Raw genomic sequence first — 14,729 nt, forward strand, 5'->3', positions numbered from 1 at the left:
GGCCGGCTCATTTTACAGAGTAAAAATCCACTCATATTTTAAAAATTTAGTTATAATAACAATAGTAATAAGGTATAGTATTTCTTATTTGATAATGCTCAAGTACGTTTAGAGCATCTATTTTACAGATTATCTGTATTGAAAAAAGTAGTTTTTTAATTCATACGCTAATATTTTAATAATTACACAAATCTAATAATTTTTTCACTATTAATATATTCATTCAAATATTTTTTTGTAAAAATTTCACAATAATAATACATTCTGTGTATAAAAATACAAAATCCTCAGGAGGGCCTGAGGACTTTATCTTGTTTTAATTAGGATTATTTTTTGATGAATTTGGACCTGAACTGATCTTTATCTTTTTCATCTATGGTGATCACATATCCACCTTTTACAAGAGAGGAAACATTGATCTTTCCGTCATTAATATTTCCGTTTCCTACCAGCTGACCGGCAGTATTGTAAATTTTATAGACTGCTTTATCTGATACTTTGGTCACATTCAGAATATCAACTACCGGATTAGGATAAATCTGGATATCGTTATTTGGATTGCTGACATCACTTGTACCCAATGCAAGCTGAATCTGAACAGGGTAATCTTCAATTTCACCATAAGCAAAACCGTTACATCCGTTCGCAGGCTGATCTTCGTAAGCCATTACCACTCTCATGATCACTTTTTTGTCTGTGTATGCATTAGCCGGTACAGAGAAGGTTCCTGAAACAGGAGTTACCATGTTGGACGGGCTGGTGAAAATGATTTCAGAATCTGTAAAGTTACCATCCCTGTTGAAATCTATCCAGGCAGTTACTCCTTCATTATACTGGCTGGCAGTCCATGCCTTCGTAACACTGATTGCATTACCTGAACTTCCCTGTCTAAGGGTAATTAATTTTGAAAGATCTGATGTATAATCTGTATAGGTGGAAGCTGCACTGGTATTGGAAACCGCTGACATTCCAACCGGAGTTACAGATACGTTTGAAATATATTCATCATCGGAGCTTCCTGTAACATTGGTACAGTATGCATAAGGCAATGTACTGAAGTTGGTACTCGCAGAATAAGTCCCTACAGTGCTTCCGCAGATATTGGCAACCTGTACTTCGTACTGAGTAGTATCGTCAAGTCCTGAAATATAATAAGAGTTGGTTGGAACATTTACCGTAGTCCAGTTTGTAGTTCCTGTTTTTCTGTATCTCAGAGTATAAGTAGCTCCCTGAACCGGTGTCCAGGTAATATTTCCTGAAGAAATTGTTAATCCTGAAGCAGCAACTCCTGTAGCGGTTGCGGAAGAACAAGTTGCTGTGGAAGCAGCCACTGTAGCATTTCCTATTGCATAGAAAACATTACCTACGGCACTTACCCTGATCTTTATATTCGTTCCGGCAGGAAGGGAAGAAAATGTAAATGCTTCTGCCCCGTCATTCGGTGTGGATGGCGAAAGTACTACCCATGTCAGTCCGTTATCTGCCGTATAGTCTATTTTTACATTGGGAGCATTGTATATACCGCTGTTGGTATTCACAACATCCCAAGTAACTGCACCTGCAGTATTATTATAAACAGTAGTTGAAGTTACTTTAAAAGGTCCTTCATTTCCTACATTAATATTCTGAAGCGCTGAATTGGTTTGCTGTTCATTTACAATCGGGCTGTTATCTCTTGCTGTAAATACAAAGCTTGAAGACCTTGCTCTGTTGGATACGGTTTCCCAGTCTGCTGTGGAAGAAAGATTTCCTGCCAGAACCGTATTCAGTTTAGGAAAATATCTTGTAGGCGAAGTAGATGGAAGTATAGATCTAAACAATGGACCTACGCCTGTGTTGCCATTAACAGAAGTAACCGGAACGCCGGCATTATCAAACTGCTCCCACGTAAAGGTCATAGGATTTCCTTCCGGATCAATAGCATTTCCCGTAAGGGCAAATGCTGTCCCTTTTGGAATAGCGTAATCATTTAATGCAGCAATTACTGGAGGGTTATTGGTAACCGGAGTTTCAACATCACAGGTTTTAGCAACAAGGTTATTCTGAACCTGAAGGATGCTTACAACATGGAAATAAGGATCCGAGTTCATCTGAACGTTTGCACTCGTAATACCGGCATATCCCATAATAGTGGATCCTGATCCCGGCTCCATATTCACTCCTGCACCTTCAAGATTATGAGAGAAGGTATGGTTGGCTCCAAGCTGGTGCCCCATTTCGTGTGCTACATAGTCGATATCAAATGTATCTCCCTGCGGAATGGCATTGGCCGGTGAAGTATATCCTGAACCTTTGGCTTTGGCCGTTGGTGTTGCAGGGTTTACACAGATACATCCTATACATCCTGCGTTTCCTCCCCCACCGCTTCTTCCGAAAAGGTGTCCTATGTCATAATTTTCATTCCCTACAACACTGGTAAGGGTCTGCTGAAGCTGAACGTTCCAATTACCCATCTGGGAAGCAGGGGAATATGGATCTGTAGCAGCATCCATGTAGACCAGTGTAGGATAATTGACCATGTTAAGGTGTATCCCCATATCTTTTTCGAAAACTCCGTTTACCCTTGAAAGTGTAGCATTCATAGCGGTAAGTGCCCCTGCCTGGGTACCTCCGAAGTAAGCAGTGTATTCCCCGGTAACGGAAAGAGCAAGCCTTAGAGTTCTGTACTTTTTATCTGAAGATTTAGAAAAATCCGTACTATTATTAGCAAAGGATTTATTGGTATTGTAAAGTTTGGCAATCTCCTGCTTAGAAAGGACATCTTCATCCATAGAGCACAGGAAACCTTGTGGGCCCGAAGGTTTTGTTTTTCCATGCACACCATATATGGTTTTGGAAGCATTCTGAGGTTCAATGAACTGATATACTCCATCTTTAATAATCATGGACTGAAAATCATTGGGAGCCAGTGAAAATCTTAAATACTTGGAAGGATCATCAATTCCCACACCTACATAGGATCCCAACTGATACTGATCGGCAAGGTCTTTAGCAATAACAGGAAAGCTGTAAACATTGAATCTTTCAATTTTACCGTCTAAAGTAGGAAGCGAAATAGCAATAGGCTTTGCATTCTGTCCCATCTCCTGAGCGCCGGCAAGCTGTGATCTTAATGAGGAAATATCGAGAGCATAATATTCTTTAACATCTGACCGCTGTATGACTTCTCCCGATCGTCCCGAAGACGGAGTCCACTGCGCAGTAGCAGCAGCAAACATACAGAGAGAAAATACTGAAGTAAAAATTTTCTTCATAATCATTTAAATATTAGATTAATTTTACAAATATAACATTTCTGTTAAGATAAAATCATTTAAATGCAAACAATAATAAACAATCAGCACCATATCCCCTGTTTAAAGCATTATTATAAAAAATAAATCCTCAGAAAAATCTGAGGATTAGTTATAGTTACAGCTTATTTTATACAGTTAATAAAAATTATTCTGCATAAGATTATCTGCTTTAAAACTTATAAGCGATATTCCAGGCAAATCCCATGTTGAATTTGGATGAGCTTCTTCCAAATCCGGGAACAATCATTGGGGTAATATCATCCTGTTTGGACGTATACACTAAATATCTTGGCTGGAGATTGACATCAATATAAAAATTGGATTCAAAGAGCTGCACTCTCCCCCCAAAGTTCCTTCTACCCAGGCGGAGGTCTGTGATGAAGAGGGAAATGCCACAGATGAAGCACTGCCACCAAAGCCACGAACCGGAACTGCCATATATTCCTGATTGTAAAATGCCCCTCCTATCTTACCACCGGCATAAAAACCGTTGAATTCATTTTCGAGGTCTTTTGCCAGCATGTAGAATGCACCCAGCTTTACAAAAGGACCGCTTGCCTTTGCGTCATAGCCATTCTTCTGATATACATTTTTCTCAAAACCGGCTTCTGCAACCGCATGAATGTTTCCTTTCACCTTGGAGGAAATAAAACCCTGATAAAGGATCCTGTCTGAAAAAAGAAACTCCTGCATTCAGGATATCAAAACCTACCATAAAGTTCGGCTTGTATTTTTCCTGCACTTTTTTAGCTTCGCCGGTTTCCTTTTTTCCTGGGCGAACCCGGCTATAGATATGATGCTAAAAAATAAGGAAAAGATTAGTCTTGTCTTCATTCTCTATTTGGTTTTGTCCTGCTTCGATTTTCTGTACAGGATTGGGTTGTATTAATTGTGAGTTTAAATTCTCATACGTTTTCTTGATTCCGCATCCGGGAGAAACATAGGTAGCCTTTGTTGTATAATTAATCCGTACGTGAGATTCTGATCCTTTATCTGCAATTCTGAAATAAACATCCGTATAAGGTGAATCGTCAACTCTTAAAGGGATAAGCCTGGAATCTGTTTTCTCGGTTTTTCCAAGCTGCACTTTACCGGAACCGTAATCTACAGCGACATACAACGAATCTAAAGTTTTGGCCTTTCCAGACACTGCATCCTTGAATGCCACTTTCATTCTTGGCGTTCCCTCTCCACTTTCGCAGATATCGTCATCTCCGCCGCAGGAAAAAAGCATTCCTACAAAGCAGATCATGATGAGAAATTTAAAATACTTCATATTAAGATTTGAAAGTCAAATTTAAATAATTTTATTTTTTAACAAGCAAGGCGATGTTTTCGACGTGGTGGGTCTGCGGGAACATATCTACCGGTAGGATTTTTACCAGAGTATAATGTTCTTTCATTAAAGCCAGATCTCTTGCCTGTGTTGCTGAATTACAACTTACATATACTACTTTTTCAGGGGCAAGTTTCAGTATCTGCTCTACCACTTTCTGATGCATTCCGTCTCTTGGCGGATCGGTAATCAAAACATCTGCTTTCGGATGATTTTCCATGAATTCATCATTAAAGACATTTTTCATATCTCCACAATAGAATGTTGTATTGGTAAGACCGTTTAATTCAGCATGCTCAATAGCAGCATCAATGGCTTCCTGTACAGATTCTATCCCGATTACCTGCTTCGCATTCCTTGCTACGTACTGGGCAATTGTTCCTGTTCCCGTATAAAGGTCATAAACGACTTCATCACCTTTTAAATCTGCAAATTCCAATGTTTTTCTGTAAAGCTCCAGCGCCTGCTTATAATTGGTCTGGAAGAATGATTTAGGACCTATTTTAAATTTCAGCCCGTCCATTTCCTCCATCAGGTAGCCTTCACCAAAGTACACATTGATATCAAGATCGTATATGGAATCATTCTGCTTAGGATTGATGGCATACACAAGTGTTTTGATCTGTGGAAACTGCTCAAGCAAGAACTGGAAGAGTTTTTCCCTGTTTTCTTTTTCTTCCCTGTAAAGCTGGAACAATACCATCCATTCGCCTTTGGAGTTCTGTCTCATCATCAGGGTTCTCAAAAATCCTTCCTGATTTCTTACGTCAAAGAAGTCCAGTCCGTTGTCTACTCCAAACTTTTTAACAGCCAGACGGATCGCGTTGGACGGATCTTCCTGCAGGAAACACTCTTTAAGATCCAGGATCTTGCTCCACATTCCGGGAATATGGAAGCCCAGAGCATCCTTACTGCCAAAATTTTCCTCGGAACTTATTTCATATTGGGTCAGCCATCTCGCATTGGAAAAGGAGAACTCCATTTTATTTCTGTAGAAATACTGTTCTTCAGCCCCTAAAATCGGAAGGGTTTCGAAATCATCAATTCCTCCGATTCTTTTAATGTTATTGTATACTTCTTCCTGTTTAAAATCAAGCTGTTTTTCGTAGCTCATATTCTGCCACTTGCATCCTCCGCACGTTCCAAAGTGAATACATTTAGGATCTACTCTGAATGGAGACTTCTCCAAAATTTCTACCGTTTCGGCTTCATAGTATTTGGATTTGGATTTTTTTACTCTGGCATTTACCACATCACCGGGAACTGCCCCGGAAATCAAGACGGTTTTTCCTTCTGCGGTTTTTCCTATGGCAACACCTTTTGCCCCTGCCCCAAACAGCTTAATATTTTCAAGAATTATATCTTTCTTCTTTCTCATCCCTAAACTCAATTTCTTTTAACGTTCAGATGACACCGTCGGGTTTCACCGTAAACTCTATTTTTATTTTTTCTAATACAACCGAAAGAATTCTCCCGGTTTGATTCCGCAAAAATACAATAAAAAAACCTTATCCGAAGATAAGGTTTCCATCTATGTTAAAGTTTATTATTTTGTTGGAGCTGGCTGAGGATTGGCAGGCTGTGCAGAAGGGTCAGCCGGCATTCCCGGCATCATCTGAACATTAGGCTGTACTTTCGGTGCAGAAAGACCTGTAAGCTTATCCAATATGGTCACTACTTCCTGTTCGCCAAGATTTACAAAAGATCTGCTGGCAATTTTACCGTCTTTGTCAACGATTACAAAGCAAGGCAGTTTAAATCCGTAAACTCCGTATTTTTTAGCAATATCTGAATCAAGACCTTTTTCTCCGTACACATTGGTTCCAGGAATTCCTTTCAGCAATGCACTGTTAGTTTTTACGAACTGGTCTTTTGTATCGTCTACGTTTACAAAAACAAAGTTCATTTTAGATTTATAGAAATTCACCACTTCTTTCAGTACAGGAACTGTAGCTTCACTGATGTAAGGATTCCATGATGCATAGAAGAACAGCATGTATGGTTTTCCTTTGTTCTCTGAAAGCTGGTAAGATTTACCGTCTGCTTTTATTAATGCTGCTTCAGGAGCAGGTTCTCCTACTTTAAGACCGTTCACGGCTAACTGCATTTTAACAAGGTCTGCCTTGATGCCTGCATCTGTAATATCCGTATCGATGATTTTCTTAACTTTATCTATATTCTTTGCAGGAGCACCCGGATGAATATCCTGAGCCACTACAAATGCCAACAAATAGTCTTTGGCAGTCTGTGAAACTTCTTTTCTGTCTTTCAGGAACTGTGCAAAAATTTCGGAAGTAGTAACATCTGTTTTTCCTTTAGCTTTTGCCTCGGCATACTTCTGAAAGTCAGGACTCATTTTCACAAGAAGATATTGTCTGTATAACGGAATCGTTTTTACCATTACATCTTTATCTCCTTCCAGCTTGGTTTCATAATCCTTGAAAGCCTGGGAAACTTTAAATGAAGGGTTCCCTGACATCTGACGCTGTGACATCTCATAGTTCGCCAGAAGGTTAAGGATCGTTACTTTTACATCATTCTTTTTCCACTCCAGGATTCCTTTGCTTGGATTATTTTTCTGAGCAAGCTCATCTACATTTTTATTGATATCGGCTTCGATCTTCTGAGCTCCTTTCAGGAATGTTTTCTCATCGCCGGACATCAGCTGCTGAATATTGATTTTACTTCCGTACTCACCCAGGAATTTCTGGCTGGCCTGAAGGAAATCATTATTTTTCTTAGCGTCTCCTGTTACTACGAATTCGTTAGGGAAAGTCATTGCATTTCCTGAGATATTCAGTTTCTGTCCGCCTTCAACATAAATAAGGTTTTGTCTTCCTGCATAGTTAATGACATACATCCCGTCTTTAGGAGCTTCAAAGCTTCCTGTAAAGTTTCCACTTTTATCTAAACCAATATTAACAAGCGGAAGGGTTGCCACGCCAGAAGCTTCAACGAATTCAATTCTTTCGAGTGGTGAACTTCCGGTAATTTTTCCTTTAACTTCAACTTTTTTTGAACAAGACATCACAAAAGCTGTGATGATAAACAATAAAAGATATTTTTTCATTTCAATTTTAATATTACGCAAAAATACGTTTTTTGCGGCTTGTTGATTAACACTATTTATTTTTTTTGAAAATTTTATGAAATACCCTCAACAAGGGATTTCCAAGGCTTTTTCCATTCTTTAAAATTCCACTGTGAAAAATAGATTCGGAAAAGCCACGTCCGTTTTCATATGCCTATGTGCTCACCAAATATAGACTTATTAAACAAGGAATGTCTTATTTAAGCAACAACTTAACAAATTTTAACAGCCCTATGGTATGTATAAAAAAATCGCCTCCAAAATGAAGGCGATTTTTAATGTATCTGAATTAAGATTTTATCCCTGATCTACCATAGCAGCCATATATTCTCTGTTCATTCTGGCAATGTTTTCAAGAGAAATTCCTTTCGGACATTCCACTTCACATGCTCCTGTATTTGAACAGTTTCCGAATCCTTCTTCGTCCATAGCTTTCACCATGTTAAGAACTCTTCTCTTAGCTTCTACTCTACCTTGTGGAAGTAATGCATACTGAGAAACTTTTGCTCCCACGAACAGCATTGCCGAACCGTTTTTACATGTAGCTACACAAGCTCCGCACCCGATACAAGCTGCAGCATCCATTGCTTTGTCTGCATCTTCTTTAGGAACCGGAATTGCGTTGGCATCCAGTGTATTACCAGAAGTGTTTACAGAAATGAAACCTCCGGCAGCCATTACTCTGTCGAATGCGCTTCTGTCTACCATTAAATCTTTGATAACAGGAAAAGCTGCACTTCTCCAAGGTTCAATAACGATAGTCTCTCCATCTTTGAACATTCTCATGTGAAGCTGGCATGTAGTAATTCCTGTATCCGGCCCGTGAGCTCTACCGTTGATGTAAAGAGAACACATCCCGCAGATTCCTTCACGACAGTCGTGGTCGAAAGCGATAGGTTCTTTTCCTTCGTTAATTAAATTTTCGTTCAGAATATCTAACATCTCTAAAAATGAAGAGTCTGTAGAAACATCTGATATTTTGTAGGTCTCAAACTGACCTTTAGTTTTGCTATTTTTCTGTCTCCAAATTTTCAGTGTAAGATGAAGGCCTTTTTTTGCACTCATAATGTTATATTTATAGGTTGGAGATTATTTATAACTTCTAGTTTTAACCTCGATGTTTTCATATATCAGGTCTTCTTTGTGCAGAATTTCATTGTTGATATCTGCTCCCTGATATTCCCAAGCTCCAACGTATTTGTAGTTTACGTCGTCTCTTTCCGCTTCTCCATCCGGAGTGGAATGGTCTTCACGGAAGTGCCCACCACAAGATTCGTTTCTATGCAGTGCATCGATAGCCATTAACTGCCCCAGCTCAAGGAAATCTGCCACTCTGAATGCTTTTTCAAGCTCAGTGTTCATTCCGTCTTTGTCACCAGGTACTTTTACATTTTTCCAGAAATCGTTTCTTACTTCTTCGATTTCTCTGATCGCTTCTCTTAATCCTTCAGGAGTTCTTCCCATTCCTACTTTATTCCACATAATGTGTCCTAGTTTTTTGTGGAAATGGTCAACTGAATGAGTTCCTTTATTATTTAAGAAGAAATCTATTTTATCTTTAATTCCTTTTTCAGCTTCATCAAATGGTGCTGTTCCTGTAGGAATAGTTCCGGTTCTGATGTCTGCAGAAAGGTAATCTGCAATCGTGTAAGGAAGAACGAAGTATCCGTCTGCCAAACCTTGCATCAAAGCAGAAGCTCCCAATCTGTTGGCTCCGTGGTCAGAGAAGTTAGCCTCACCGATTACGAAACATCCGGGAATTGTAGACTGAAGGTTATAGTCTACCCAAACACCACCCATGGTGTAGTGTACTGCAGGATAAATCTTCATTGGAGTTTTGTAAGGATCATCGGCAGTAATTTTTTCGTACATTACGAATAGGTTACCGTATTTCTCCTCAACCCAACTTTTACCTAAGTCATAAATCTGCTGATCTGTAGGATTGTGAATATGCTTTTCGATAGCGGCTTCTCTACCTTTTTTCATGATCTCTGTAGAGAAATCAAGGTAAACACCTTCTTTTGTATCATTATTTTCGATTCCGAAACCGGCATCACATCTTTCTTTAGCAGCTCTGGACGCAACGTCTCTAGGCACTAAGTTTCCGAATGCAGGATATCTTCTTTCCAGATAATAATCTCTATCTTCTTCTTTAATATTTTCCGGTCTTAATTTACCTTCTCTGATCGCTACTGAATCTTCAATCTTTTTAGGAACCCAGATTCTTCCGGAGTTTCTTAATGATTCAGACATCAGAGTCAGTTTAGACTGCTGAGTTCCGTGAACAGGAATACAAGTCGGGTGAATCTGTACATAGCAAGGGTTGGCGAAGTACGCTCCTTTCTTATGAATCTTCCATGCTGCAGAAACGTTGGATCCCATTGCATTGGTAGAAAGGAAATACACGTTTCCGTATCCTCCTGAAGCAATTACAACTGCGTGGGCAGAATGTCTTTCAATTTCACCTGTTACAAGGTTTCTTGCGATAATCCCTCTTGCTTTTCCGTCAACAATGACAAGATCAAGCATCTCGTGACGGTTGTACATCTTGATTCTACCTTTACCGATCTGACGGCTCATTGCAGAATAAGCTCCTAATAACAACTGCTGTCCTGTCTGTCCTTTTGCATAGAAAGTTCTTTTTACCTGAACCCCACCAAATGAACGGTTATCTAACTGACCGCCGTAATCTCTACCGAAAGGAACTCCTGAGAAACACACTGGTCGATAATATTTGCTGAAACTTCCGCTAATCTGTAAACGTTTGCCTCCCTTGCTCTGTAGTCACCTCCTTTGATAGTGTCATAGAACAATCTGTAAGTAGAGTCACCGTCACCCTGATAGTTTTTAGCAGCATTGATACCTCCCTGTGCAGCAATTGAGTGTGCTCTTCTTGGAGAATCCTGATAACAGAATGCTTTTACGTTATATCCTTGCTCAGCCAGAGTAGCTGCAGCAGAACCTCCTGCCAAACCTGTCCCTACAACAATAATATCAATCTTGTCTCTGTTGTTTGGTGCAACAAGGTTCATATGGTCTTTATGATGCTTCCATTTATCCTTTAACGGACCAGCCGGAATTTTTGAATCTAATTTACTCATATTGGTATATTGATATTATTGAGTTACAAAGTGAAAAATTGCGATAAAAATGAAACCTGCAGGAATAAGGATTGAATACCATTTTCCAAAAGCTTTAATTACCGGAGTATATTTCGGATGTCTTGCCCCAATAGACTGGAACGAAGACTGGAAACCGTGAGCAAGGTGCAGTCCCAATAAAACGAAAGCGATTACATACAGTACCACTCTCCAGATATCGGCAAACTTCTCGTGAAGCTCCGGCCAGAAACGCTCTGAATCAGGAGCAAGCACTTCCACATACTTATAATTGATTTCATGAAGCCAGAAATCATAAAAGTGAAGTACCAAGAAAGCTAAAACAACAGCTCCGGAAATGATCATATTTCTGGACATCCATGAAGAGTTCACAGAAGGGTTGTTGGATGCATACTTTATCGGACGTGCTTTATTGTTCTTAATCTCCAGTACGAATCCCATGATAAAATGGAAAATAACTGCAAAACCAAGAATAGGCTGCATCAGGAACTGAACAAGCGGATTATAACCCATAAAATTAGAAGCCGTATTAAAGATATTACGGTTCGGCAATACAGATAATAAGTTTGTCGTTAAATGCAGTATAAGAAAGATCAGCAAAAATAGAGCTGATAATGCCATCGCATATTTTCTACCTATCGTAGAACTCGTTAAACCTGCCATATAAGTTTAAATTTGAATTTCCACAAAATTAAGAAAGTTTAACAATATCGAAAAGTGAGAAATCTCACAATTAGCCAGTTTGTAATCTTTCTAAATAAGAATCTATCACATTATTTAAAGGGAAAAATGAAATATCCGGATTATTATTTCAAATCATAAATTTTACCATTGTAAACCACCTTTTCTGCTGCCTGGGGAAAGATCTTTATTTTTACATCTTCTATGCGTCTGGAAGAACAGTAAGGAGCAGCTATAAATCTGGAAATTTTCTCTTTATCCGAATTTTCTGACGCCCAAAAACAAGCTCGGTTCCCGTTTTTTACAGATAGTACTTTCGTTTTATTAAAATCATGAAGCAATATCTCTTCTTTCTGATTTTCAAAGATATTAAATCCGGTTCTGAGCACAGAAAAGACAAGAACGGCAGCAACCACTCTGACTAAACTTTTGAAATTGACATTTAAAAATAACTGCCTCAGCATATAAACGATCACGGACAAGGATAAAACCTCAACAAGATTCATCGCTATGTTTGAAAAAAACAATACATCTCTTTCTGCAAACCAGTGAATCAGGTTTAGCAAAACCTGGATTGAACTGTCATATACGAAATCAATCCAGGTAAAATCTATCTTTAATCCTATGAGAACCGTCATCAGGAAGGAAAATACAATCAGAATTTCTGAAAACGGGACAATCAAAATATTGGCAGGAACAGAAACCAGGGAGAACTGGTGAAAATAATACAGCACCAGCGGCAGCGTAGCCAGCTGTGCGGAAATTGAAATGGTAATAGTATTGAAAATGAGCTTTTTAAAGTAACCGTCCTGCCGCGGGAAATATTTCAAAAGTGGCTGGTTCAGCAAAAAAATACCCAATACTGCAAGAAAGCTAAGCTGAAAACCTACATCAAAGAGCTGCTGGGTATCGCAGACCAAAATAATCATTGCAGACAGGGAGAGGGAATGAAGCAGGTCCGGCTTTCTCTGAAGCAGCACATAGATAAAATACACAGAAAGCATAATACAGGAACGCAGCACCGAGCTTCCGAATCCTATAAACGCAGCAAAAACCCAGATGAAAACAATACTGGTGATCATCGCATATTTCCTGAACCTTAAAGGGCTGAACCTCGTCAGTAAAAGATAAAACATCCCAAAGATCACCACAATATGTGTCCCGGAAATAGCCAGCAAATGTACCATTCCGGATCTGTTAAAATCCTGCACGGTACCTGCATCCATTTCGGTTCTGTCCGCCAGGATAATTCCTTTCAGAAATTCACGGGTTTTGTATGACATTTCAGCTTTGTCAATTTTTTGTAATAGGTTCAACCGATGTTGCTGAATCTGTTCATTGATAGTCAACTCCGTTCTCGCTGCTGATATTATATCTCCGGATATATAACACTGATATTCAATATTCTTTCTTTTCAGATACTTTGCGTAATCAAACTGAAAGTCATATTGGGGAGGCTTTGGTTTCGATATATAAGCATCCGCTTTGTAATAATGATTAAAATTCAGCTCTTTGGCTGTTTTGGGAATGTAAATAACAGCTTTGAAATTTTCTTTTTCCGATTGAACAGATCCCTCATATTTTTTATTTTTCTCCGTAGAATTCAGTTTTTTTGAAACCTTAAAAAATACAGGACTGTTTTGTGGCAAAGTTCCTGGAGCAGATGAGAGAGTATTAAAAAAATGGAGAATTATTCCAGCTCCGAAAAACATAAGCCCCAGCAATATCGATTTGATTTTGTGAAGAGTATATGATGTCACAAAATACAAGAGGAAGATCAAGAAGCAGCCCCCTGCAATGGCATAGATTATAGTTTTACCTATCGGAAAATTATCCTGAAAAAGAATTCCCAGAATAAAACAGACGGAAAGAATAAGGAGAGGCTGCTTGTTCATCTTTGTGTAATTTTATCGTTAAAAAGTAATTAATTTACTTATGATTCAATAACACTGATTTTGCAGGATTCAGATATTATGTCCCATTACAATGAATAATACAAGGCCTGATTATTTACTATAAAATCCGGTTTTAATAAAAAAATAAAAGCCGTCTTCAAAGACAGCTTTATCTATTTATGGGTTATTTATTTTCGGAAAACTGACGGATCAAACGTTTGGTTTCCTTTATATAAAACCAAGAATCTTTTCCGTAATCTTCATATTTGAAATCTCCTGACTTTTTAGGGATTGCAGGTTCTATTTGCGTTCCTTCATGCCATTCATTAAAAGAAGTAATGCCGATGAAGTCCGGATTTACTTTTGCAGCTGCATGAAACATTCTTTCATAGTATTTTCCGTTTTCACGGCTTTTGAAATTAGCTTCATTCCAGGGTCTTATTCTGGTATCGGAGTATCCCGGGCCTACACAAGGTATGAAGATAAGATGATGTTCTTTTGCAAACTGGGAAAGATAGCTCCAGTTTGATGTTGTGCTTCCGAACACAAAGCCTTCACTGGCAAAATAGGTATAAAACCCGTCAAATCCGGACGTCGCAAAGAATTCAGAGTGTTCTTTTTCAACCCATAACCCAATATAAAGCCCATCCAGATCTGTATTCCTTACCGTATTTTCTCCATTTTTGGAAAGCAGTTTTGACCATTCCGAAGAAGGGATCTTGTAACTGTCGTACACATAGTACAAGGGTTTGCCATCTTTTTTGTAAAAAGCATGATGATGGGAGTAAGTTTTGACCAGATAAGCAAGCTGCTCCCTGAGTTCAACAATATTTTTGTAGAATGGTTCGATGTGAAAAGCCACCTTTAAGCCAAACTGATCGGCAATATCCAGGTATTTTGTGATGCTTTTATCAACAAATGAATCTTTTCCCAGCCAGCTTAAAACTACTACCCCAACTCCGGATTCCTTGATCATTTTCATATGCTTCTTAATAATCACCGGATCGTTGGAACTGTAATTTCCCAAAGCAGGATAAAAATTAGCACCAATATCATCACCTCCTTTATGATTTCCCAGGTTGTTCCATTTGGGATTATTCCAGTGAGGCAAAATATCATGATTCCAATGCTCATATTTTCCATCTACTGCCGGATTTGCATACCAGCCGTAATAGAAGATCTGAACTTTTTCATTCAATTTATTATTCTGAGCCAAGCTTTTTATTGAAGTGCTCATCAACAAAATGCATATCAGTAAGCTTTTAAAATTCATGGTCGTTAAATTTAAATCAGAAAATCATTCAATAAAAA

At 38.7% G+C, this 14,729-nt stretch carries 8 protein-coding genes and 2 pseudogenes; all 10 read right to left on the reverse strand.

Annotated elements, in window-relative coordinates; all coding sequences use genetic code 11:
* Positions 1-326: 326 nt before the first annotated feature.
* Positions 327-3,254, reverse strand: coding sequence for a reprolysin-like metallopeptidase (locus tag N4G44_RS18320; protein WP_474928755.1), 2,928 nt, complete (start codon positions 3,252-3,254; stop codon positions 327-329).
* Between the two features lie 211 nt (positions 3,255-3,465).
* Positions 3,466-3,989, reverse strand: a pseudogene (locus tag N4G44_RS18325) (DUF6048 family protein).
* A 106-nt stretch (positions 3,990-4,095) separates the two neighbouring features.
* Entirely contained in the window at positions 4,096-4,572 is a 477-nt protein-coding gene (locus N4G44_RS18330; protein ID WP_474928757.1) for a DUF6452 family protein, read from the reverse strand.
* A 31-nt stretch (positions 4,573-4,603) separates the two neighbouring features.
* The gene (gene rlmD / locus N4G44_RS18335; protein WP_474928759.1) at positions 4,604-6,010 is read right to left on the reverse strand and encodes a 23S rRNA (uracil(1939)-C(5))-methyltransferase RlmD; all 1,407 of its coding nucleotides are present in this window, start codon (positions 6,008-6,010) and stop codon (positions 4,604-4,606) included.
* A gap of 168 nt (positions 6,011-6,178) precedes the next feature.
* A complete protein-coding gene (locus N4G44_RS18340) occupies positions 6,179-7,702 on the reverse strand; it encodes a TlpA family protein disulfide reductase (protein ID WP_474928761.1) in 1,524 nt (507 codons plus the stop codon).
* Positions 7,703-8,020: 318 nt separating this feature from the next.
* Complete coding sequence (locus tag N4G44_RS18345) at positions 8,021-8,788, reverse strand: succinate dehydrogenase/fumarate reductase iron-sulfur subunit (RefSeq protein ID WP_048502735.1); 768 nt, start codon at positions 8,786-8,788, stop codon at positions 8,021-8,023.
* A gap of 24 nt (positions 8,789-8,812) precedes the next feature.
* A pseudogene (locus tag N4G44_RS18350) lies at positions 8,813-10,824 on the reverse strand (fumarate reductase/succinate dehydrogenase flavoprotein subunit).
* 15 nt (positions 10,825-10,839) lie between these two features.
* Positions 10,840-11,505: a succinate dehydrogenase cytochrome b subunit gene (locus N4G44_RS18355; RefSeq protein ID WP_474928763.1), complete on the reverse strand. Its 666-nt coding sequence runs from the start codon at positions 11,503-11,505 to the stop codon at positions 10,840-10,842.
* Between the two features lie 143 nt (positions 11,506-11,648).
* Entirely contained in the window at positions 11,649-13,418 is a 1,770-nt protein-coding gene (locus N4G44_RS18360; RefSeq protein WP_474928764.1) for a ComEC/Rec2 family competence protein, read from the reverse strand.
* Between the two features lie 184 nt (positions 13,419-13,602).
* On the reverse strand, positions 13,603-14,691 hold the full coding sequence (locus tag N4G44_RS18365; RefSeq protein WP_474928766.1) for a glycoside hydrolase family 99 protein: 1,089 nt from the start codon (positions 14,689-14,691) through the stop codon (positions 13,603-13,605).
* Positions 14,692-14,729 lie beyond the last annotated feature (38 nt).

The sequence above is a fragment of the Chryseobacterium sp. GTID13 genome (genome assembly GCF_056172655.1).

Coding starts and splice junctions, on each gene's coding strand:
- N4G44_RS18355 (WP_474928763.1), bottom strand. CDS start 11,505: ATGGCAGGTTTAACGAGTTCTACGATAGGTAGAAAATATGCGATGGCA.
- N4G44_RS18320 (WP_474928755.1), bottom strand. CDS start 3,254: ATGAAGAAAATTTTTACTTCAGTATTTTCTCTCTGTATGTTTGCTGCT.
- N4G44_RS18365 (WP_474928766.1), bottom strand. CDS start 14,691: ATGAATTTTAAAAGCTTACTGATATGCATTTTGTTGATGAGCACTTCA.
- N4G44_RS18360 (WP_474928764.1), bottom strand. CDS start 13,418: ATGAACAAGCAGCCTCTCCTTATTCTTTCCGTCTGTTTTATTCTGGGA.
- N4G44_RS18340 (WP_474928761.1), bottom strand. CDS start 7,702: ATGAAAAAATATCTTTTATTGTTTATCATCACAGCTTTTGTGATGTCT.
- rlmD (WP_474928759.1), bottom strand. CDS start 6,010: ATGAGAAAGAAGAAAGATATAATTCTTGAAAATATTAAGCTGTTTGGG.
- N4G44_RS18330 (WP_474928757.1), bottom strand. CDS start 4,572: ATGAAGTATTTTAAATTTCTCATCATGATCTGCTTTGTAGGAATGCTT.
- N4G44_RS18345 (WP_048502735.1), bottom strand. CDS start 8,788: ATGAGTGCAAAAAAAGGCCTTCATCTTACACTGAAAATTTGGAGACAG.